The 20,773-nt window shown below is 69.2% G+C and carries 19 protein-coding genes; 5 read left to right on the forward strand and 14 right to left on the reverse strand.

The window, feature by feature from the left end; genetic code table 11:
* Positions 1-86: 86 nt before the first annotated feature.
* The 8 genes from ABE85_RS22010 to ABE85_RS22045 form a co-directional block, all read right to left on the reverse strand.
* On the reverse strand, positions 87-854 hold the full coding sequence (locus tag ABE85_RS22010; protein WP_067283322.1) for an amino acid ABC transporter ATP-binding protein: 768 nt from the start codon (positions 852-854) through the stop codon (positions 87-89).
* Between the two features lie 40 nt (positions 855-894).
* Positions 895-1,548, reverse strand: a complete 654-nt coding sequence (locus tag ABE85_RS22015; protein WP_067279768.1) for an amino acid ABC transporter permease — start codon at positions 1,546-1,548, stop codon at positions 895-897.
* A complete protein-coding gene (locus tag ABE85_RS22020) occupies positions 1,545-2,216 on the reverse strand; it encodes an amino acid ABC transporter permease (protein WP_067279771.1) in 672 nt (223 codons plus the stop codon). The genes ABE85_RS22015 and ABE85_RS22020 overlap by 4 nt, the downstream gene beginning before the upstream one ends.
* 60 nt (positions 2,217-2,276) lie before the next feature.
* A complete protein-coding gene (locus ABE85_RS22025; RefSeq protein WP_082938841.1) occupies positions 2,277-3,101 on the reverse strand; it encodes a transporter substrate-binding domain-containing protein in 825 nt (274 codons plus the stop codon).
* Positions 3,098-3,883, reverse strand: a complete 786-nt coding sequence (locus tag ABE85_RS22030; RefSeq protein ID WP_067279775.1) for a GntR family transcriptional regulator — start codon at positions 3,881-3,883, stop codon at positions 3,098-3,100. Before ABE85_RS22030 ends, ABE85_RS22025 begins: the two co-directional genes overlap by 4 nt.
* A gap of 149 nt (positions 3,884-4,032) precedes the next feature.
* Complete coding sequence (locus tag ABE85_RS22035; protein WP_067279779.1) at positions 4,033-4,782, reverse strand: hypothetical protein; 750 nt, start codon at positions 4,780-4,782, stop codon at positions 4,033-4,035.
* Between the two features lie 125 nt (positions 4,783-4,907).
* Positions 4,908-5,768 (reverse strand): carboxylating nicotinate-nucleotide diphosphorylase, encoded by an 861-nt coding sequence (gene nadC, locus ABE85_RS22040; RefSeq protein WP_067279782.1) that lies wholly within the window; start codon positions 5,766-5,768, stop codon positions 4,908-4,910.
* A gap of 50 nt (positions 5,769-5,818) precedes the next feature.
* Positions 5,819-6,517 (reverse strand): fumarylacetoacetate hydrolase family protein, encoded by a 699-nt coding sequence (locus ABE85_RS22045; RefSeq protein WP_067279786.1) that lies wholly within the window; start codon positions 6,515-6,517, stop codon positions 5,819-5,821.
* A 99-nt stretch (positions 6,518-6,616) separates the two neighbouring features.
* On the opposite strand from ABE85_RS22045, the gene ABE85_RS22050 reads away from it, so the two are divergent.
* Positions 6,617-7,855, forward strand: a complete 1,239-nt coding sequence (locus tag ABE85_RS22050) for a septal ring lytic transglycosylase RlpA family protein (RefSeq protein WP_067279789.1) — start codon at positions 6,617-6,619, stop codon at positions 7,853-7,855.
* A 14-nt stretch (positions 7,856-7,869) separates the two neighbouring features.
* Here the strand turns inward: ABE85_RS22050 and ABE85_RS22055 are convergent, their stop codons facing one another.
* Entirely contained in the window at positions 7,870-8,691 is an 822-nt protein-coding gene (locus ABE85_RS22055; RefSeq protein ID WP_067279792.1) for an SDR family oxidoreductase, read from the reverse strand.
* Between the two features lie 44 nt (positions 8,692-8,735).
* Between ABE85_RS22055 and ABE85_RS22060 the strand changes: the two genes are divergently transcribed.
* Entirely contained in the window at positions 8,736-9,890 is a 1,155-nt protein-coding gene (locus ABE85_RS22060; protein WP_197507115.1) for a diguanylate cyclase, read from the forward strand.
* Positions 9,890-11,086 (forward strand): GGDEF domain-containing protein, encoded by a 1,197-nt coding sequence (locus ABE85_RS22065; RefSeq protein WP_067279799.1) that lies wholly within the window; start codon positions 9,890-9,892, stop codon positions 11,084-11,086. Before ABE85_RS22060 ends, ABE85_RS22065 begins: the two co-directional genes overlap by 1 nt.
* Before the next feature lie 9 nt (positions 11,087-11,095).
* Here the strand turns inward: ABE85_RS22065 and ABE85_RS22070 are convergent, their stop codons facing one another.
* The 3 genes from ABE85_RS22070 to ABE85_RS22080 all read right to left on the reverse strand — a co-directional run bounded on the left by ABE85_RS22070 (position 11,096) and on the right by ABE85_RS22080 (position 16,890).
* Positions 11,096-13,249 (reverse strand): TonB-dependent siderophore receptor, encoded by a 2,154-nt coding sequence (locus tag ABE85_RS22070; protein WP_231993158.1) that lies wholly within the window; start codon positions 13,247-13,249, stop codon positions 11,096-11,098.
* Positions 13,250-13,584: 335 nt separating this feature from the next.
* Complete coding sequence (locus ABE85_RS22075) at positions 13,585-15,267, reverse strand: tetratricopeptide repeat-containing diguanylate cyclase (RefSeq protein WP_082938842.1); 1,683 nt, start codon at positions 15,265-15,267, stop codon at positions 13,585-13,587.
* A 90-nt stretch (positions 15,268-15,357) separates the two neighbouring features.
* A complete protein-coding gene (locus ABE85_RS22080; protein WP_067279810.1) occupies positions 15,358-16,890 on the reverse strand; it encodes a CoA-acylating methylmalonate-semialdehyde dehydrogenase in 1,533 nt (510 codons plus the stop codon).
* A 101-nt stretch (positions 16,891-16,991) separates the two neighbouring features.
* Between ABE85_RS22080 and ABE85_RS22085 the strand changes: the two genes are divergently transcribed.
* Positions 16,992-18,032: a LysR family transcriptional regulator gene (locus ABE85_RS22085; protein ID WP_082938843.1), complete on the forward strand. Its 1,041-nt coding sequence runs from the start codon at positions 16,992-16,994 to the stop codon at positions 18,030-18,032.
* On the opposite strand, the gene ABE85_RS22090 is transcribed toward ABE85_RS22085, so the two are convergent.
* Positions 18,013-18,573 (reverse strand): hypothetical protein, encoded by a 561-nt coding sequence (locus ABE85_RS22090; RefSeq protein WP_067279813.1) that lies wholly within the window; start codon positions 18,571-18,573, stop codon positions 18,013-18,015. The genes ABE85_RS22085 and ABE85_RS22090 overlap by 20 nt on opposite strands.
* A gap of 287 nt (positions 18,574-18,860) precedes the next feature.
* Between ABE85_RS22090 and ABE85_RS22095 the strand changes: the two genes are divergently transcribed.
* Positions 18,861-19,520 (forward strand): hypothetical protein, encoded by a 660-nt coding sequence (locus ABE85_RS22095; protein WP_067279817.1) that lies wholly within the window; start codon positions 18,861-18,863, stop codon positions 19,518-19,520.
* Between the two features lie 76 nt (positions 19,521-19,596).
* Here the strand turns inward: ABE85_RS22095 and ABE85_RS28885 are convergent, their stop codons facing one another.
* Positions 19,597-20,544, reverse strand: a complete 948-nt coding sequence (locus ABE85_RS28885; RefSeq protein ID WP_157522773.1) for a GNAT family N-acetyltransferase — start codon at positions 20,542-20,544, stop codon at positions 19,597-19,599.
* Positions 20,545-20,773: the final 229 nt, after the last annotated feature.

A 20,773-nucleotide genomic window follows, 5' to 3' on the forward strand; every position in this document is an offset into this window, starting at 1 on the left:
GGAACGCTTCGTGAGTCCGGAATCGAGCCGGCGGGGGGATGTTGCCGTCGAGACACGCCCCATCGGGCGCCCCCTTCAGTGGGAACTCAATCGTCGAGCGACTTCAAGAACTGCTTCAACTCCGGCGTCCTCGGCGAGCCGAAGACATCGGCGGGTGTGCCGATCTCGTGCACGCGGCCTTGATGCATGAAGATCACCCGATCCGCGACCTTGCGCGCGAAGTTCATCTCGTGCGTGACCATCAGCAGTGTCATCCCCTCGTCGGCCAGCGACTCGACGACGCGCAGCACCTCGCCGACCAGCTCGGGATCGAGCGCCGACGTGATCTCGTCGCACAGCAGCACCTGCGGCTCCATCGCCAGCGCGCGCGCGATCGCGACGCGTTGCTGCTGACCGCCCGACAGCTGATCAGGCATCGCATCGAACTTCTCCGCCAGCCCCACCCGCGCCAGCAACGCCCGCGCCTGCTCGGCGGCGTCCCGCTCGGTGCGCCGCTTCACCAGCGTCGGCGCCAGCATCACGTTGCGCCCGACGCTCAGGTGCGGGAACAGGTTGAAGCTCTGGAAGATCATCCCGACCTGCTGCCGCAGCGCGCGCATCGCCATCGCGCTCTCGTGCAGCAGCGGCTTGTCGGCCACGCGCAGCGAGCCGTCCTGGAACTGCTCCAGCCCGTTGATGCAACGCAGCAGCGTGCTCTTGCCCGATCCGCTCTTGCCGATCAGCGCGATCACCTCGCCGCGCATGACGTCGAGGTCGATGCCCTTGAGCACCTCGTTCGTCCCGTAGGACTTGCGCAGCGCGGTGATGCGCACGATGGGCACGCCGGGAGCAGGCATCCCCATCGGCGGATTCATGTCGTCGATCGGGTGCTCGATCACGTGATCGATCAGCTTGTCAGGCAGTGCGGCCATGCTGCTTCCTTTCGAGGTGTTGGGCGGCCAGGCTCACGGGGAAGCACAGCACGAAATAGAACAGCGCCACGCAGCCGAAGACCAGGAAGGGCTTGAAGCTCGCGTTGGCGATCATCCCGCCGGCCTTGGTCAGCTCCACGAAGCCGATCACCGATGCGAGCGCGGTGCCCTTGATGACCTGCACCAGGAAACCGACCGTCGGCGCGATCGCCAGACGCGCCGCCTGCGGCAGGATCACGTGGCGCAACTGCTCGCCGAAGCTCATCGCCAAGCTGCGCGCCGCCTCCCACTGACCGCGCGGGACGGCCTCGACGCAACCGCGCCATATCTCGACGAGGTAGGCGCTCGTGTAGAGCGTCAGCGCCAGCGAGGCCGCCGTCCACGCCGAGACGTCGATGCCCAGCAGCGACACGCCGAAGTAGGCGAGGAACAGCTGCATCAGCAGCGGCGTGCCTTGGAAGATGGCCACGTAGGCCCCGATCACGCGCTGCGTCTTGGGGCCCAAGCCGATTCGCAGGCACAGCAGCGTTCCACCGACCAGGCCGCCGCCGATGAAGGCGATCAGCGACAGCGCGACCGTCCAGCGCAACGCGAGGGCGAGGTTGCGCAGGATATCCCAGAGGGTGAACTCGATCATGGGCGCCTCCCGCTGCCGAAGAACCACTTCGGTCCCGCCCAGAGCAGCAGGCGCCGCGTGATCAGCGACAGCGCCAGGTAGATCGCCAGCGCGACGAAGGTGGCCTCGAAGGCGCGGAAGTTGCGGCTGTGGATGAGGTTGGCGGCGTAGCTCAGTTCCTCGGTGGAGATCTGGCCGCACACCGCGGTGCCGAGCATCACGATGACGATCTGGCTGGTCATCGCGGGCCAGACGCGTTTGAACGCCGGCGGGAGGATCACGCGCGTGAAGACCTGCGTCGGACCGAGGGCCAGGCTTTGCGCCGCCTCCCATTGGCCCTTGGGCGCGGCCTGGATGCCGGCGCGCAGGATCTCGGTGCCGTAGGCGCCGAGGTTCAGCGTCATCGCGATCAGCGAGGCGGCTTCGGGCGACAGCTTCACGCCCAGCGCCGGCAGGCCGAAGAACACGAAGAACAGCTGCACGATGAAGGGCGTGTTGCGCAGCAGCTCGACGTAGACGCCGACGCCGCGCCGCAGCGCCGTCGACCCGCAGGCGCGCGCCCACGCGCCCAGGGTCGCGATCAGCAGGCCGAGCGGCACGGCGATCACCGTGAGGCCGACCGTCCACGCGAGGCCGCGCAGCAGCAGCGGCCATTCGGCGAGGACGGCGCCGAAGTCGAACTCGATCATGGGCGGCTCCCGGAGTGCCTGCTAGGCGCGATCAATGCCGATGTGCAGCGACGTCGCCGCTCAGAGCGGCAGCTCGCCCGCGCCGCGGCCCAGCCACTTCTTGGAGAGCGCCTCGAGTTCCCCGCCCTGCTTGGCGGCGGCGACGATCGCGTTGACCTTCGCGAGCAGCGCGTCCTCGCCCTTGGCCACGCCGATGAAGCACGGGCTGTCCTTGAGCAGCAGCTTGTATTCGATGTTCAGCCCGGGCTGGCGCTGCATCAGGTTGCCGGCGACGGCGGCGCTGGTGGCGACCACCTGCGTCTGGCCGGCGGCGAACGCGGCGATGGTCGCGTTGTTGTCCTCGAAGCGCTTGAACTCCAGCGTCGAAGGTGCGACCTTGGCGAGTTCCTGATCCTCCATCGCGCCGCGTGTCACGGCGACGGTCTTGCCGGCGAGGTCGGCGAAGCTCTTGATCGCCAGGCTCTTGGGCGCAAAGACCGCTTGGTAGAACGGCGCGTAGGCCGAGCTGAACGAGATGACCTTCTCGCGCTCCGGATTCTTGCCGAGCGTCGAGATGACGAGGTCGGCCTTCTTCGTCTGCAGATACGGAATGCGGTTGGCGCTGGTGACGGGGACCAGCTCGACCTTCACGCCGAGCTTGGCGGCGATCAGCTCGGCCATCGCGACGTCCAGGCCTTGCGGCTTCATGTCCGGACCGACGAAGCCGTACGGCGGGTAGTCGGTCGGGATCGCGATCTTGATCGTCTTGGACTTCGTGATCGTGTCCAGCGCGGTCTGCGCGTGCGCGCCCGGCGCGATGAAGCCGATGCTCAGGCCGAGGCCGGCGGCCAGCAGCAGGCGACGCGGCACGAGCGTGCGGACGGAGGGACGGACGGCGTGGCTCATAACAAGGCTCCTAGGTAGGGGGCGGGGGCGGAATCGGTGGCGTCGGCCGCGGCCGTGCGCGCACGGGAACGGCGCGCCGGCGAGGCGGAAGACGATGCGGAGGCGCTCGACGCCATCGGCGTCAGCGCCTGGCGCAAGTGATGCAGCGGGTCGTCGGTCTGCGTTTCCAGCTGCAGCCCGGCCTGCACGCTGGCGAGGTGCTCGGCCATCAGCGCCTCGGCGCGGACGGCGTCGCCCTGTTCGAGCGCGGCCACGATGGCGACGTGCTCCTGGCAGGACTGCGCGGCGTCGTGCGACGACTGGTAGAGCATCGCGATCAGCGTGGTGCGCGCGGTGTAGTCGCGCAGCGTGTCGGCGAGCAGGCTGTTGCCGAGGCACTCGGCCAGGCAGACGTGGAAGTCGCCGAGCAGGAAGCTGCGCGCGCCGACGTCGTCGCCGCGCAGGGCCGCCTTCTCCTGCGCGAGGTGTTTCTTCAGGCGCGTGAGCGCGGGCTTGTCGAGCGGCCGCCGACCCCGCAGCAGGCCGAGCTCGATGACGCGTCGCGCCTCGAAAGCCTCACGGGCTTCATCGCGCGAGGGGGCGATGAGATACCAGCCGCGGCGCGCGCTGACGGTGACGATGCCGCGCGCCGCGAGACGCGTCAGCGCCTCACGGACGATGGTGCGGCTGCAGTCGAAGAGCAGCGCGAGCTGCTGCTCGCCGAGACGCGTGCCCGGCGCCAGCTTCTGCGCGAGCACGGCATCGATGATGCGCTGGCTGATGTCGGTGGCGGTGATGCCCATGCAAGGGGCTTTGCAGCTTCCGTGCCAGCGCGGGTCCACCCTGCCTTCCCAGGCTCATCTGTCTTGTATGCAAGCCAGAACGACACCCGCGCACCGCCGTTGCGCACAAGCTTGGTGTGGCGGGCACTGTCGCAGTGCCTGCCTCGCCGTCAATGCGGCCACGGCGCTTCGATGTTGTCCATCGCAGACGGGTGAGGACGCTCATCGTCTTCGGACAGTTCCGCCTGATCCATCAAGAATGGAGCGTGCTTGATCTTCTCGTAAAGATTCAGCAGTCGACGCTCCGCCTTCTCGAGAAGGATGTCGTAGCGCATCAACGTGATCGTGGTCTGGGGCCCGGCGTTCCAGAACTCCTCTTCCCCGCGTTGGATGCCCTCTCCGAGGACATAGCAGTCAATCTTCGTGTGAGCTTTGAAGCATCCGTGATTCCGAAGCTCCTTCACGTACTTCGCCACCTGCGACCGCTCGGTATCCCCGATCTCCGTGCCGGTCGTCTTCAGTTCAATGAGTGCGAGATGCTTGATGCCGTTGACCTCATGCACGGCGTCGTAAGACGGGCAGGCGTAGAGCCCGATGCTGCTATCGGGTAACACAACGAAGTCAGGGCGATTTCGGGAGCCGACTGCCGTCGGATCCTTGAGGAACTTCCGGATCACTCGCGTCATGCCTGCGTTCGCCGTGAACTCGGCCGACTCGAACTCCGGACCAAACATCCACAACCCGCGCGCGACGAGCGGTTGCAGTTCGTGGACTTCATCGACGCCCACCACATCGAGCTTGCCGCGAAGCTCGGCGATCAGTCGCAGGCGGCACTCGACCTCGTTGAGCACCAGTGTCGCCATGCTGGCCGGCCAGCGGCTCAGGATGTCGCGGAGCGCGCCCGCATTCGCATTGGGCACGTGTTCATCGTTGCAAACTTCAATCAATACTGTCTCCTTCGGTTGGGAAGGAACTCAGTGTCTGAAAGAACTTCGGCGCCGAATATGGCGCCGAATTGCAGGAGTCGCTGATATCTGAGTCAGCGTCAGCCGTCGACCCGCATCGAGTAGTCGACCGCCTTCGCGTCCTTGGTCAGGCGTCCGACCGAGATGCGGTCGACGCCCGTCGCCGCGATCCAGCGCAGCTGGTCGAGGGCCACGCCGCCGGAGACTTCCAGCAAGGCCTGACCCCCGGCGATCGCCACCGCCTCGCGCATCATCGGCTCGCTGAAGTTGTCCAGCAGCACGCTGACCGCGCCGGCCTTCAAGGCCTCGCGCAGCTGCTCGATGGTCTCGACCTCGACCTGGATGGACACGCCGGCCTCCAGCGCCTGCGCCTGCTGCAGCGCCTGCGTCACACCGCCGGCCGCGGCGATGTGGTTCTCCTTGATCAGGATCCCGTCGTAGAGGGCCAGGCGTTGATTCGCCCCGCCGCCCACGCGCACCGCGTACTTCTGCGCCAGCCGCAGGCCGGGCAGCGTCTTGCGCGTGTCCAGCACCGCGCAGCCGCGCGGGTTCGGGCTCGCGCCTTCGATCGCGCGCGCATGCGCGCGCGTCGTCGTCGCCGTGCCCGACAGCAGCTGCAGGAAATTCAGCGCCGGGCGCTCGGCCGACAGCAGCGAACGGCCTTCGGCCTCGATGCGGCAGACCACCGTGTCGGGCGCCATGTCGGCGCCTTCCTCATACGACCACTCGATCCGAGACGAACCGTCCAGCGCGAGGAACACGCCCTCGAACCAGTCGCGGCCGCACAGCACCGCCGCCTCGCGCACGCGGACATGCGCCGTCACGCGCCGGCCCGCCGGCACCAGCCGCGCGGTCCAGTCGCTGACGCCGATGTCCTCGAACAGCGCATCACGGATGTTGCGCGCGCGGGCCTCGTCCAGGGTCTCGTTGTGATCGAACATCGTCGCGGGTCTCTGCCTTGCGCTCGTTGAACTTGGCTCGTTGAACCTGTTTACTCGGCCTCGCCGATCGTGATCGACAGTTCGCCGAAGCCTTCGATCACGCCGGTGATCTTGTCGCCCGGCTTCACCGGACCGACCCCTTCCGGCGTGCCCGTGTAGATCAGGTCGCCCGGTTCCAGGTGATAGAACTGCGACAGGTTGGCGACCAGCTCCGGAATGCTCCAGATCATGTCCGACAGGTCGCCGCGCTGCTTCTCCACGCCGTTCACGGACAGCGTGATCGCGCCCTTCGTCAGGTCGCCCTGCTCCGAACGCGGCACCAGCTCGGTGATCACCGCCGAGTGCTCGAAGCCCTTGCCCAGATCCCACGGCCGGCCGATGGCCTTGGCCTCGTTCTGCAGGTCGCGGCGCGTCATGTCCAGTCCGGCGGCGTAGCCCCAGACCGCATCGCCGGCCTGCTCGGGCGTGGCCTTGAACACCGGCTTGCCGATCGCCACCACCAGCTCCATCTCATAGTGCAGGTTCTTCGTGCCCGGCGCGTAGGGGATGGTGCCGCCCGACGGCGCCAGCGCGCTGGCCGGCTTGGTGAAGTAGAACGGCGGCTCGCGATCCGGGTCGCTGCCCATCTCGCGGGCGTGGGCGGCATAGTTGCGGCCGACGCAGAAGATGCGGCTGACGGCGTAACGCGCGTCGGTGCCGCGCACGGCCACGGCGGCCTGCGGCGCTGGGGGGAAGAGGTAGGTGCTCATGACGGTGCGGACGTAACGATCGAAACGATCATGAAAGGAAAGAGGGGTGCGCGCAGCATAACCTTGGCAAATCCGCGCCGCATTGCTAGGGTTGCGGCCATGTTTGAAGCCCGCCCCGCCGGTCAGCGCCTGACCGTCCTGACGTGTGCCCTGATCCTGGCCGCCTGCGCCAGCCCTGGCCCCTCCTCCAACCGACCCTCCTCCGGCGGCTCCAAGGTCTCCTCCTGGCCCGACCGGGACGGCCCCGACGCCGTCGTCCCGCCCGACCTGAAGAAGGTCCCCGATGCCGTGCCCAAGCTGGAATCCATCCGCAAGGGCGGTCCCAACAAGCCGTACGAGGTGCTCGGCGAACGCTACGAGCCGATCGCCGACGACAAGCCGCTGGTGCAGAAGGGACTCGCGTCCTGGTACGGCCGCAAGTTCCACGGCAAGCCGACGTCCAGCGGCGAGATCTACAACATGTACGCGATGACCGCCGCGCACGCGACCATCCCGATCCCGAGCTACGCCCGCGTGCGCAACCCGAAGAACGGCCGCGAGATCATCGTGCGCATCAACGACCGCGGTCCGTTCCACAAGGGCCGCATCATCGATCTGAGCTACACGGCCGCGCTCAAGCTGGACGTGCTCAACGGCGTGGCGCCGGTGGAGATCGAACGCATCACCTACGAGGACATCCGCACCGGCGCGTGGACGCGCGACCGCGACACGCTCTCGCCCGATCCGAAGGTCGCCCCCGACACGCCGGTGTATGCCGCCGCCACGCCCAGCGGCGCGCCCGACCTGACGACCACCGCGCAGATGCGTCCGCCGGTCACGCCGGTGCCGGCGCAGGTGCCGCTGCCGACGCCCGTGATTCCGCCGGTCGCCAAGGCGGACCGGCCCGCGACATCGTCGACGCCTTCCGCGTCCCCCTCGACCGCCACAGCGGGAATGACGGACGCGGGCATGACGCCCATTCCCATCACCGCGCTGCCGCCCGGCAGCGATCTGCCGCCGTCCGGCCAGACCAAGGCCGACGCGATGGCGGCCGCCACCGCCGGCGCGATCGCCGCGACCGACTCGCAGGCCCCGGTGCCCGCGCTGAAGATCGCCGCGGCGGCGCAGGGCTACTGGCTGCAGTTCGGCGCGTTCTCGCGCATGGAAGGCGCCGAGCAGCTGCGCGAGCGCTTCACGCGCGGCATGGAAGAACTGGCGCCGATGCTGACGATCTTCAAGGACAAGAACCTGCACCGGCTGCAGGCCGGCCCGTTCGCGAGCCGCGAGGACGCCCGCGCCGCCGCGGACCGCGTCCGCACGTCGATGGCCCTGACGCCTATCCTGGTCGAACGGCGCTGATGGCCGCGCGGGCCTCAGCGCCCGCCGGCCACGTCCAGCGTCGCACCGACGGTGTAGCTGGCCGCGTCGGACATCAGCCAGGCGATGACCTCGGCGATCTCCTCCGCGCGGCCGAGCCGTCCGATCGGAATGCCCTGGGCCGCCTCCGCCAGACGGGCCTGCAGCTCCTGCGCGGGCAGGCTGTCGGCATGGATGTCGGTCTCGATGACGCCGGGGCGCACGCCGTTGACCCGGATGCCCTGCCCGATCAGCTCATGCCCCAGGCTCAGGGTCAGCGTGTCCACCGCGCCCTTGCTGGCGGCGTAGTCCGAATAGAGATTCGCCGATCCGCGCTGCGCCGCACGCGAGGACAGGTTGACGATCGCGCCGCCGCGTCCGCCCCGCGCCGTGCTCATCCGCGCGGCGGCCTGCTGCGTGCAGTAGATCAACCCGAAGACATTGACCTCGAAGACGCGCCGGATGCGCTCGGGGGTCAGGTCTGCCAGCGAGGCCATGCGCCCCACCATGCCGGCGTTGTTCACCAGTCCGGTGAGCCGGCCGAGCCGCGCATCGACCGCCGCGAACATCGCCGCGACCTGATCCGGATCGCCGACATCGGCGCGGATGGTCTCGGCCCGCCGGCCCAGCGCCCGCACGCGCGACGCGATGGCCTCGGCGGCGGCGTCGTCCTGCCGGTAGTTGAGCGCCAGGTCGTGACCCCGCGCGGCGAGCAGCAGCGCGGTCGCCGCGCCGATGCCCCGTCCGGCGCCGGTGATCAGCGTGATCGGGCGATCAGCCACGGCCGTGGCAAACACGGGGCCTCCGGCCCCCTCCGAGTCAGGGACACCATTCGTCATGGGCGTGATTGTGCGCGCGGCATCGCTTTGCGATGATGGTCCGCATGCCGCCACTCGACACCGCCACGCTGCTGATGGTGATCGCCGTGATCGACGCGGTCGCGTGTGTCGTCTGGCTCGCGCTCGGCGATGTGCTGCGCATCGCGCCCCGCGCGTCGCGACGGATCTCCGCACACCACGGCCTGCTCGCGCTGAGCTGGTGGCCCGCGCTGCCGGCCTCGATGGAGCGGCTGATCGGCCTGCCGCTGGACCTCGTCGCCGCCGGCTTCCTCACCGCGGGTGCCCGCGCGCTGACCCGGGATCGCGACAACGTCCGCGACATCGTGGGCATCGTCCTGCTCGGCTTCGCCGCCGTCGCCTGCACGGCCGGCGATCCGGACCCCGACCGGGCGCGCGCCTTCTCCAACTTCATCGTCGGCGTTCTGGCGCTGATGGCGGCGCGCGATGTGGCCGTCGGCGCGGGCTTCCGCATCGCGCTCACCGGCGTGCTGGTCCTGCCCTTCGGCGCGTTCGCCACGGTCTGCCTCTGGCGCACGGCGACCTTGCTCGGCTGGCTTCCTCCGGCGTATGCCCTGGCGGGACCGGGCGTCAACGTGCCGCTGGTCATGCTGATCCTGGTCGTGGACGTGACCATGGCCACGGGACTGATCGCGCTCGTCATCCAGCGCCTGATCGCGCGGGTGCGCCACCTCATGCGCCGCGACGCGTTGACCGGCCTGCTCAACCGCCGCGCGCTGGAGGAGCACCTGGCCCGCATGCAGGCCCGGACCGACCGCGGCCGGCGCAGCGCCGTGCTGATGCTGGACGTCGACCACTTCAAGCGCATCAACGACGAACTGGGCCATGCGGGCGGCGACGCCGCGTTGCAGCACCTGTCGGCCGTGCTCGGCGCGACGCTGCGCGACGCGGACTGCTTCGGCCGCCTCGGCGGCGAGGAATTCGCGGTGCTGCTGCCCGACACCGACCTCGAAGGCGCGATGCTGGTCGCGGAGCGGCTGCGTGACCTGCTGCAGAAGCAGCCGCTGGCCTGGGGCGACAAGCTCTGGCCGATCAGCGCCAGCTTCGGCGTCGCGACGATGCGCCCGGGCGACCCCCACGGCCACGGCGCGCTCACGCGGGCCGACGCCGCGATGTACGCGGCCAAGGCGCGCGGGCGCAACCGCGTGCTGCGCGCCGCCGGCGAGGCGGAGTTCGCCTGATGCTGCCCGTCGCCGATCCGGTCTCGCTGATCGCCGCGCTGGTGGTGCTGTTCGGCGTCGCGGCCGCCGTGTGGCTGATGATGGCCGTCGGCCTGCGCGAATCGCCCTGGGCCTGCGTGAGCGTCGCGGGCGCGAACGGCGCGCTCGGGGCGTCCTTCCTGCTGCACGAGGCGCTGGGCCTGGTGCCGCACATGGACTACGGGTGGTCGGATTTCCTGTCGGTGGCGGCCTTCGGCCTCATCCGGGTGACGGTCCCGCTGGTGGGCGACCGGCCGGCACCTTGGCGTGCGACGCTGCTCGTGGTCGCCGGCGTGGGCCTGCTCACCGCGCTGTTCACGGCCGGACCGCAGACGCTGCCGCACAAGCTGGTCCTCTTCGGCACGATGTGCGTGCTCTCGCTGCTGGCGGCGGTGGACGCGTGGCGGCTGATGCGCGCGCGCGGGCTCCACATGCGGGCGGCGCTGATGCTCGCCTCGCCGCTGGTGATCGTCGGTGTCCTGCTGCTGTCGCGGCCGATGGAAGCGGCGCTCGCACCGGGCCGCACCGAGGACATCGACGTCGCCAGCGCCTTCAACCTCGGCTGGTTGTGGGCGTCGCTGGTGCTGGCCTTGCTGATCAACGGCTGGATCGCCTTCCTGCTGCTGATGAAGCTGGTGCTGGAGATCCGCCGCCTCACCGAACGCGACCCGCTCACCGATGCGCTCAACCGCCGGGCCCTGTCCGAGGCGGTGGACCTCGAGCACTCCCGCCAGATGCGCGGCCACGGCTACGCGCTGGTGCTGCTGGACATGGACCGGTTCAAGCTCCTGAACGACTCGCTCGGCCATCCGGCCGGCGACGCGGCGCTGAAGGCGCTCGTCACGCTGCTGCGGTCCTGCCTGCGGGAGGTGGACCGCTTCGCCCGCCTGGGCGGCGAGGAGTTCTGCGCGCTGCTGCCCGACACCGGCATCGCCGGCGCGGCGCTGGTGGCGGAGCGGATGCGGACCTTGCTGGCGGAGCATCCGTTCACCTGGGAGGGTCAGGCCTGGCCCCTGACGGCGAGCTTCGGCATCGCCGAATCCGCGCGCGAGGACGCCAGCGCCGCCGAGGTGCTCAAGCGCGCCGATCAGGCGCTCTACCGCGCGAAGGGACAGGGGCGCAACGTCGTGCAGGCGGTGGAGCTGGAGCCGGCGCCGGCGACCAAGCCGGCGCACTGAGCCGCTCCCTCAGAACCGCCCGCGCAGGCTCAGCATCACGCTGCGCGGATCCCCGTAGTTGGGATAGTCGAGGTTGGCCCAGTAGGTCTTGTCGAGCGCGTTGCGGACCGACAGGCCGAGACTGAAGTGATCGTTCAACTGGTAGTTGGCATGCAGGTTCAGCAGCACGTAGCTGCCCTGCGTGACGGTCACCGTGCCCAGCGTCGGATGCGGGATGCCAGAACCCGTGACCGTGCTCTGGGCATTCAAGCCCGCGCCGATGGTGAGCCGTTCCCATGCGCCGCGCAGGCGGTAGCTGGTGCTGAGCTGCATCGTGTGGCGCGGCAGGTTCGCGTAGATCAGGTCCAGCGCGTTGCGCGTGATCCGCGTGTTGGCGTAGCCCGCATTCAGCGTCCAGCCCGGCGCGAGCTGGCCCGCGACGTCGAACTCGAAGCCCTTCGTCTGGGTGCCGTTGACGCCGATGTAGGCCGAGCCGCCGTCCGACAAGGTCCCGTCCGGCACCGACGAATCGCGCACCGCGTAGTTGTCCTGCTTGGCCTCGAACACCGCGGCCGACACCGCCAGCCGCTTGTCGAGGAACTCCCCCTTGATCCCGAGCTCGGTGTTGCTGCCGCGGATCGGCGCGAGGAGGTTCTCGTTCTTGTCCTTGACGTTCTGAGGCTTGAACAGGTCGGTGTAGCTCGCATAGAGCGAGACCGCATCGGTGATGTCGTAGACGACGCCGACATACGGCGACACCTCGTCGGTCACCTTGTAGGCGCCGGTCCGGGCCGTGAAGTTGCCGGCCGCGTTGAACGCGTCGGTGCCGGTCTTCCAGTAGCTCAGCCGCGCGCCGGTGATCAGCGACAGCGGCTCCAGCACTTTCCAGCGGCCCATCGCGAAGACGCCGCTCTGCTCGGTCTCGGCGATGCGCTTCGCGCCCGTGGCGCTGAAGGTGGGCGCGGGCGCGTTGCCGTCCCAGCTGCGGATGTCGGGGATGTTGTAGCTCCACGAGGCAACCGAGGTCAGCGTCGGCGTGGTCGTCGTCGTCTTCACGCCGTTGGCGCCGATCACGAGGTCGTGCTTGCGACCGAACAGCTCCAGCGTGCCTGAGGCGTAGAGGTCGAGGCTGTCCCGCTTCTCCCAGCTCTTGCCGACGGCGGCGAGCAGCTTCAGTCCCGCGCCGGTCTTCGGGTCCGGATAACCGCTGGCGTAGGTGCGCAGGCTGAAGGTGTTGCCCTCGCTGTGATTGGCGATGGCCTTCAAGGTCCAGTCGCCGCCGAGCTTCTGCTCGAGCTGCGCGTAGCTCGTGCCGTTGTGGCGCGACCAGCGCGTCCACGGCGGCGAGAAGCTGGTCTCGCGCGGCAGGCCGGCCAGCGAGCCGTCCGACGCGAAGCGCGGGATCGTGCCCCAGATCGGGCCCTTGGGCACATTGTTCTGGTCCTGGTAGCCGAGGGTCAGCGTGGTGCTGTCGGTCAGGTCCGCCTCGAGGGTGGCCATGAAGGCGGTCTTGGTCTCGCTGTGGCGATCGCGGTAGCCGTCCTTCTCCTGCGCCGACGCGATCAGGCGCGCACGCACGCGGCCGTCGCGGGTGACCGGCGTGTTGAGGTCGGCTTCGACGCGATGGAAATCCTCCGAGCCCATCACCAGGCCGCCGTAGGCGGAGAACGCCTTCTCCGGCCGCTTGCGGATCATGTTGACCGTCGCCGACGGGATGCCCGCGCCGGTGGTCAGGCCGTTGGCGCCGCGCACGACGTCGATGCGCGAGTAGAAGACGGTGTCGTACTCCTGCTGCGTGCCGCCGCTGTAGGTGGGCACGCCGTCGATCTGGAAATCGGTGATCTGGAAACCGCGCGCGAAGTACAGCGGACGCTGCGTGTCGTAGAAGGACACGTTCACGCCGGTGATGTTCTGCATCACGTCGTTGATGCTGATCAGGGTCTCGTTCTCGATGCGGCTCGCGTCGAGGCTGCTCATCGACTGCGGCGTCTCGCGCGCGGTGAGTGGCAGGCGTGTGCTCGCGCCCTCGAGCTTCTTGCGCGCGGCGCTGATGGTCACGCGATCCAGCGCGCGACGGCGATCGGCGGGCGTCCCGCCCGCGCTGGAGGATTCAGCGGCGGCTTCGGCGGACTCGGCGTCCGGCACATCGGCATCGTGGCCGGGCGTCGACATCGACTGGGCCATGGCGGCGCCAGCGGACAGGAGCAATGCGACCGCGGTCGCGACGGGAGTTCGGGAGGAGCGTGACATGTGAAAGAGCAGGATCGAGCGGGCGCGAGCCCGCATACCGGCGCGCGCAAGCGCACCAGCCCCGGGGAGGGAGGTGGACGACGGAGGCTTGCGGGACCGGCTCCAGAATCGCGCGGCGTGCGCAACAGGCGTTGCGAGGCGCGGAGGAGCGGTAGATCAGGCTGGCGGGTGGGCCATCAGCGGGGATTTACCCGTCAGATGAGAACTGTTCTCATTGTAGAAACAGTTTTGGAGAGGCCTCGGGCAAGACCTGTCACCGTGTGCGGTCTTCAGGCCAGGGCGACACGGTTGCGGCCCAGATGCTTGGCGCGCTCGACGGCGGCGTTGGCGCGCGCGATGAGCAGGTCGGTGGCGTAGGGCGGCGCACTCGCCAGGCCCATGCTGAGCGTCACGTCCAGGCCCGGCGCGAGTTCCTGCCACGGGTGCACGGAGACGCTGGCGCGGATGCGCTCGCAGACTTCGAAGCCGCGATCCGCGATGGTGTCGGGGAAGACGACGAGGAACTCCTCGCCGCTCCATCGCAGCAGCAGGTCGGAGCCGCGCGTGTTCTCGCGCAGCAGGTCGGCGAGCTCCTGCAGCACGCGGTCGCCGATCTCGCTGCCGTGACGCTCGTTGATGTTGCGCAGACCGTCGGCATCGATCAGCGCGACGGTCAGCGGTCGGTCCTCCTGCTCCGCCGTGCGCAGCAGCGGCGGCAGGCGGGCTTCCAGGCAGCGGCGGTTGCCCAGACCCGTGAGAGGATCCTTGAACTCGGCCGCATCGCGCGCGGCGACGCTCGCAGGATCGGCGGCGAACTCCGCTTCCATGCGGGAGACGAAGTACTGCGATTGCGCCATCAACTGCGAGACCGCGCGGCGACGCTCCAGCGTGCGCGCCTGTTCGAGATGGAACAAGGACGGCCCGAGCAGCGCCAGCGCCTTCGCGGCACGGTAGCTGGCCTGATGCTGGCGCACGCGCTGGAACAATGGCACGTCGTGCGGCACCGGGGTCGCGGACGCGGACGCGGTCGACGCATCGGCGGTCGCGACGTGCTCGGTCTCCGCGCGCAGCGCCTCCAGCTGCTGCCAGGCGATGCTGGCCTGGCCGCGCGCGAGTTGCAGTTCCGCCAGCATGCAGCGCAGCCGCCAGTCCAGCAGCCGGAAGCCGGCACGCTCGCATTCGTCACGGGCTTCGATCAGCAGCGGCTCGGCTTCATCGAGGCGCCCCATCAGCAGCAGCACCTCGCCGAAGTTGGACGCGGTCAGGGCGATGCCGTAGCGGTCGCCGAGCTGCAGCGAATGCGGACGCGCCTCGCGGGCGAGCGCCAGCGCCCGTTCGAGCGTGCGCGCCGCCTGATCCGGCGCGGCGCCGTCGCGCTGCAGGTGGTACGCGCCGATCGCGACCGTGCACAGGTTGGTGAGCGTGACCACGCGTTCGAAGGGCGTGGGGTTGGTGCGGAGCAGGCCCGCCGCCTCGGTCATCAGGCGCTCGGCCTGCCAGGGATCGCCCATGCGCTCGAAACAGGCGCCGAGGCCGTTCAGCGCGATCGCATGCAGGCGCAGGTCGCCAAGCTCGGCGGCGAGCTTCAGCGCTTCATGCGCGCAGGCCAGGCCTTGTTCGTAGGCGCCGAGCTCGCAGGCGGCGAGGCTCATCCAGCGCAGCAGCTCGCACATCGCGGGGCTCGCACCCAGCGGACGCATCAGGCGCAACGCGCGCTCGCCGACGTCGAGCATGCCGGGCAGATCGCCCATGCGCAGCCGGAAGAAGCTGCGCAGCTTGCCGGCCTCGGCCTGCTCGTTGATGAAACCTTCCGCGTCGGCGCGATGCCAGATCGTATCGGCCAGCGCGACGCCGTCGGCCAGCCGCGCCTGCTGCTGCGCGAGGCGCGCGCGGTCGAGCAGCTCGCTCAGCGGCACGCCGTCGAAGGCGGACGCCGGAGTCGGGTCGGAAGAAGGAGCACCGTGCGGAAACATCCGGCAAGGTTAGCCGATCAGGCGGCGTGCGACGGCTGCCGGCCCTCACCCCTGCCCTCTCCCGCAAGCGGGAGAGGGAGTTCCGCCGGCTTACTTGCTCGTGGGCATCACGAACTCCGCGCCCTTGGCGATGCTGGCGGGCCAGCGCTGCATGACGCTCTTCTGCTTGGTGTAGAAGCGCACGCCCTCTTCGCCGTAGGCGTGCATGTCGCCGAAGAGGCTCTTCTTCCAGCCGCCGAAACCATGCCACGCCATCGGCACCGGGATGGGCACGTTGATGCCGACCATCCCGACCTGGACCCGACGCGCGAACTCGCGCGCGACGTTGCCGTCGCTGGTGAAGCAGGCGACGCCGTTGCCGAACTCGTGCGCGTTGACGAGGTCCAGCGCTTCGCCGAAGTCCTTGACCCGCACGCAGGCGAGCACCGGCCCGAAGATCTCTTCCTTGTAGATGCGCATCGTCGGCTTCACGTGATCGAACAGCGTGCCGCCGGTGAAGAAGCCGTCGGGCAGCCCGTCGACGCGATGCCCGCGGCCGTCGACCACCAGCGTCGCGCCTTCCTCGACGCCATGGGCGATGCAGCCCTCGATGCGATCGCGCGCCTCGCGCGTGACGATCGGGCCCATCTCGGCGTCGAGCGCCATGCCGTTCTTGATCTTGAGCGCCTTCGCGCGCTCGGCCAGCAGCGGCACGATGCGGTCGCCGACGTCGCCCACCAGCACGGCAACCGAGATCGCCATGCAACGCTCGCCCGCCGAGCCGTAGGCAGCGCCGATCAGCGCGTCGACCGCTTGGTCGATGTCGGCATCGGGCATGACGACCATGTGGTTCTTTGCGCCGCCTAGCGCCTGCACACGCTTGCCGTTGCGCGCGCCCGTCTCGTAGATGTACTGCGCGATCGGCGTGGAGCCGACGAAGCTCAGCGCCCGCACGTCCGGGTGGTGCAGCAGCGCGTCGACGACCTGCTTGTCGCCCTGCACGACCTGGAAGATGCCGTCGGGCAGGCCGGCCTGCTTGAAGAGTTCGGCGATGGCGAGGCTGGCCGACGGATCGCGTTCGCTGGGCTTGAGGATGAAGGCATTGCCGGTGGCGACGGCCAGCGGCGCCATCCACATCGGGACCATGAACGGGAAGTTGAACGGCGTGATGCCGGCGACCACGCCCAGCGGCTGGCGCGTGGTCCAGTTGTCGATGCCGGTGGAGACCTGCTCGGTGAAGTCGCCCTTGAGCAGTTGCGGCACGCCGCAGGCGAACTCGACGACGTCGATGCCGCGGCTGACCTCGCCCTGCGCGTCGGTGAAGACCTTGCCGTGCTCGGCGGTGATCTTCGCGGCGAGGCGGTCGCGATGCTGGTTCAGCAGCTCGAGGAACTTGAACATCACGCGCGCCCGGCGCAGCGGCGGCGCATCCGCCCACGCAGGGAACGCCGCCTGCGCCGCGGCGACGGCGGTGTTCACGTCCTCGACGTTGCCAAGCTGGAGCTGGCGCGCGACCTGACCGGTGGCGGGATTGAACACCGCCTGGCTGCGACCCGACGTCGCCGGGTGACGCTCACCCGCGATGAAGTGGGTGATGTCGGCGCTGTCAGTGAACGCGGCGGGGGCGTTGGCGGTCGAGCTCATGGCGGTCTCCTGCTTCTTGGGGATGCGATCCAGTCTAGGCATCCCCCTCGCGCCTGCCTAGCCCAGATCGTCGATCACATTGTTCGATAAACTGAACAATCATGACCCGCCGCGCCCCCACCTCGTCACCCACCGCCTCGCCCAACCGCGCCAAGCGTCCTGCAGCATCCACCCCCTCGATCCCCTCGGAACTCGACCCTCCCTCGACCCTGCGGGGGGACGCGCGCGACGAGCTCCTGTGGTCGCAGCTGCAGGCCTTGATCGCGGTGGCCCGGCTCGGTAGCTTCACCAAGGCGGCGCAGCGGCTGGGTCTGTCGAAGGCCGCGATCAGCCAGCGGGTGGCGGAGCTGGAACGCCACCTCGATCAGCAGCTGGTGCAGCGCACGACGCGCTCGGTGCGCCTCAGCGAGGCGGGGCTGCGCCTCGTCGAGCAGGCGGAGCCGGGTCTCCTGCTGCTGAACCGCAGTCTCAGCGAAGCACGCGAGGCGGCCGGCGCGCCGCGAGGGCTGCTGCGCGTGACGGCGCCGGTCGCACTCGGCAGGCAACACGTGGCCCCGTCGCTGCCGGCGTTCTTCGATCGATATCCGGAGTTGCGGATCGAGCTCGACCTGTCGGACCGGCTGGTGCCGCTGGCGCAGGAGGGTTTCGACCTGGCGGTCCGGCACACGAGCGCGCCGCCGGAGACGCATGTGGCGTTCAGGCTCTGCGCGTCACGGGCGCTGTTGACGGCGAGTCCGGCCTACCTGGAGCGGGCCGGCGTTCCGCAGCATCCCGCGGAGCTGGCGCAGCACCGCTGCCTGCCGTACCTGCGTCCGGGACCGGCGCAGTGGTTCTTCGAGCGCGCTTCGGGCGACGCGGAGCCCGAGCGCATCCGTGTGCCGGTGCAAGGGAATTTCCGCGCGAGCAACAGCGAGGTGCTTCGGGACGGCGCGCTGTCGGGCCTCGGCATCGCGCTGTTGCCGGACTTCAGCGCGCGGGACGCGATGCGGGAGGGGCGGCTGGTCGAGGTGCTGCCCGATTGGCGCGCGGTCGGCTTCTTCGGCGACGCGATCTACGCGATCCACCCGTGGAGCAGCCACACCCCGCAGGGGGTGCGCCTGCTGATCGACCACCTCAAGGGGGTCATGCGCGAGGGGTATTGACCGCGGCGACGATGCCCGAAAGGCCATCCAGTCGCGCACGCAGGTCGGCGATCTCCGCGGCGAAGTTGTCACGGGCCGTGGTGGCGCCGACGAGCTCCATCTCGGCGGCGAGGCGCCTGTCGGACTCCACGGCGGAAGCCGCCACCTGGCGCTCGAGCTGCTGACGGAGGTCGACGAGCTGCGAGTCCTTGCCCGCGATCGCGAGCTGGTCCTTGGCCTTGCCGACCAGCGCATCGGAAGCGATGTCGCGCGCGTGGCGCAGTTCGATGGTGAGGCGCTCGATGCTCGCGTCGCGCTCGGCGACGCGGGAGAGCGCCTCGTCACGCGCGGCGGCGACCTGGTCCAGATGCGACTGCAATTCGTCGCGCTCCGATTCCGCGCGTTCGTTCAGATGCAGCAGGGCGGCGAGGTCCGTCTCGGTCCGCGCGAGGCTGTCGCGCAGGCGCCCGGCGACGTCCTCCATCAGATGCCGGGCGTCGCGGAAGGTGCCGGAAGTGGCGGCCGGAGCGGCGATGGCCGCGTCCTCGAATGTCGTGTCCATGTCTGTTCCCAATCAGGTCCGTGAGCCGAAGGGATCACGGCGGCGGCCGATGCGTGTGCCGGGCGCCCACGGACGTGAAGGCGACCGTCGGACATCGATTCTTTAATCGCCCCCTCCAGGCGGCTGAGGTCTGGATGGCCGGTGCGTGGATGCCGAGATGGCGAACAGCCGACGCCGTTGCGGGCCGACCGAAGCCCGCCGGCAGACCCGCGATTGGGGGATCCACCATCGAACGTTCCGCCCACGCTTCCTAAACTCCGCCGTCCAAAACGAAGGAGGAAGGATTCATGCAACATCCCCGTCTCACCCTGACCCTTGCGGCCGCATTCGCACTCACTGGCTGCGTCAGCGTCAATCAAGCCCCCCTCACCGCCGACTCGTCGACCAAGCTGCAGAGCCGCTCTGTCGTGTCGTCCAAGTACGCGACGCCTGACTTCACCGCCATGACCGCGGGCAAGGCGGCGTTCGCCATCCTGGGCGCCGTGGCCATGATCGCCGAGGGCAACGCCATCGTGCGGGACAACGCGATCGACGACCCCGCGCTGTCCATCGCCGCGGATCTCCAGACGCGCCTCGGGACAGCCAAGGGCATGACCGCGATCACGGGCTCCGCCATCACCAGCAAGAACGACCTGCCCTCCGTCATTGCCAGCAACCCGGGCGCAGACTACGTGCTCGATGTCCAGACCACCAACTGGTCGTTCCTGTACTTCCCGACGAACTGGACGCACTACCGCGTCATGTACTCGGCGCGCGTGCGTCTGATCGATGCAGCGACCAAGACCGTCGTGGCGGAAGCCGGCTGCCGTTCGGTGCCATCCGACGACAAGAACGCGCCGACCTACGACGAGTTGCTGGCGGACAAGGCGGCCTTGCTGAAGAGCCATCTCGCCAAGGCCGCAGCAGAGTGCGTGGACCAGGTCGCCCGCGACACGCTCAAGGTCTGAGCCTGCCTGCGCGTCCGGTCCCCGCGGCGGGACACGCCCGACCCTTGAGGTCTTGATGCCGCCGATCGTGGCGGCTTTACCCGATCGTCCGGGCCAGGGTCCGCACCCACCCGATGCGGCCCTGCTCCCTCAGCCCCGAGTCGATGAAGCCGGCCTTCTCATACGCGCGTCGCCCGGGTGCGTTGTCCTCGTCGACCGAGAGCACCAGCCGTGTCGACGCCGGCCATTGCTCGCGGACCCAGTCGAAGACGGCGCGGAGCGCCAGGGTGCCCAATCCCTTGCCCTGATGCGCGAGGTCGATCCGCATGGCGCTGATGACGGCATCCGACGCGTGCGCCCAGGGGGGCAGGCTCGCGCTGCGCTTGAGCACCAGGAAGCCGACGACCTGCCGACGGTCGAGGATGGCCAAGCCGGTCACGTTGCCCTCCGCATCGGCATCGCAGGTCTGCATGGCGCGCTCGACGCTGCCGGCGAATTCGAGCTGCTCATCGGTGACCGACAGCGTCGACCCGGCCCGCCTTTCGGCATCGGTCAGCAGGTCCCATGTCTTCAAGGCAATGACGGGACTGGCGGGCCTCACGTAGTAGCAATCGAACTCGCCCTCTTCGACGAGTTCGAAGCCATGGCGCTTGTAGAAGCGATTCGAATCGCTCTGCTTCAGCGCGCCGACCCGCACCGGCAGGCCGAGCCGCCGCGATTCATCGAAGACGTCCGCCAGCACGGCGGCGCCGATGCCGTGACCCTGGCTCGGCGGATCGATGTAGAGGTGATCCAGCGACAGCCATTGCGCCTGCGGCGTCGTGACGACGAAGCCGACGCGATGTCCGTCGACGACGATATGCCGGGTGCGCGCCGGGTCGAAGCTGGACAGGAAACGCTCGCGGGCACGCTGGGGATCGAAGCGGCCGATGCGCTCCAGGCTTTCGCGCATGGCGGCAATGCGCAGGGCCACCAGGGCCTCGACGTCCGTGGACTCAGCGCGTTGGAACTGGAGGATAGACGGGGCGACGGGAGCGTGGATCATGGCGACGGATTCTCCGCGCGTCCCGGCGGTCATCCGGGCATCTTGCAAGGACCGACCGAGACACGGCTGCAGACTCGCCGCTCCCCTCTCGACGTGCAAAAAAGGACGCCCGACCAGCAGAGCTGACCGGGCGTTGCAAGTCCTAGAAAGGACGTCGTTGGGATCGGTGCCGTCCACCGGGGCCTTGTGGCCGCGCCGTTGGAGGGCGTGAGATCAACTCTAGGGCGAA

The organism is Mitsuaria sp. 7 (assembly GCF_001653795.1).
Classification (GTDB): domain Bacteria; phylum Pseudomonadota; class Gammaproteobacteria; order Burkholderiales; family Burkholderiaceae_C; genus Roseateles.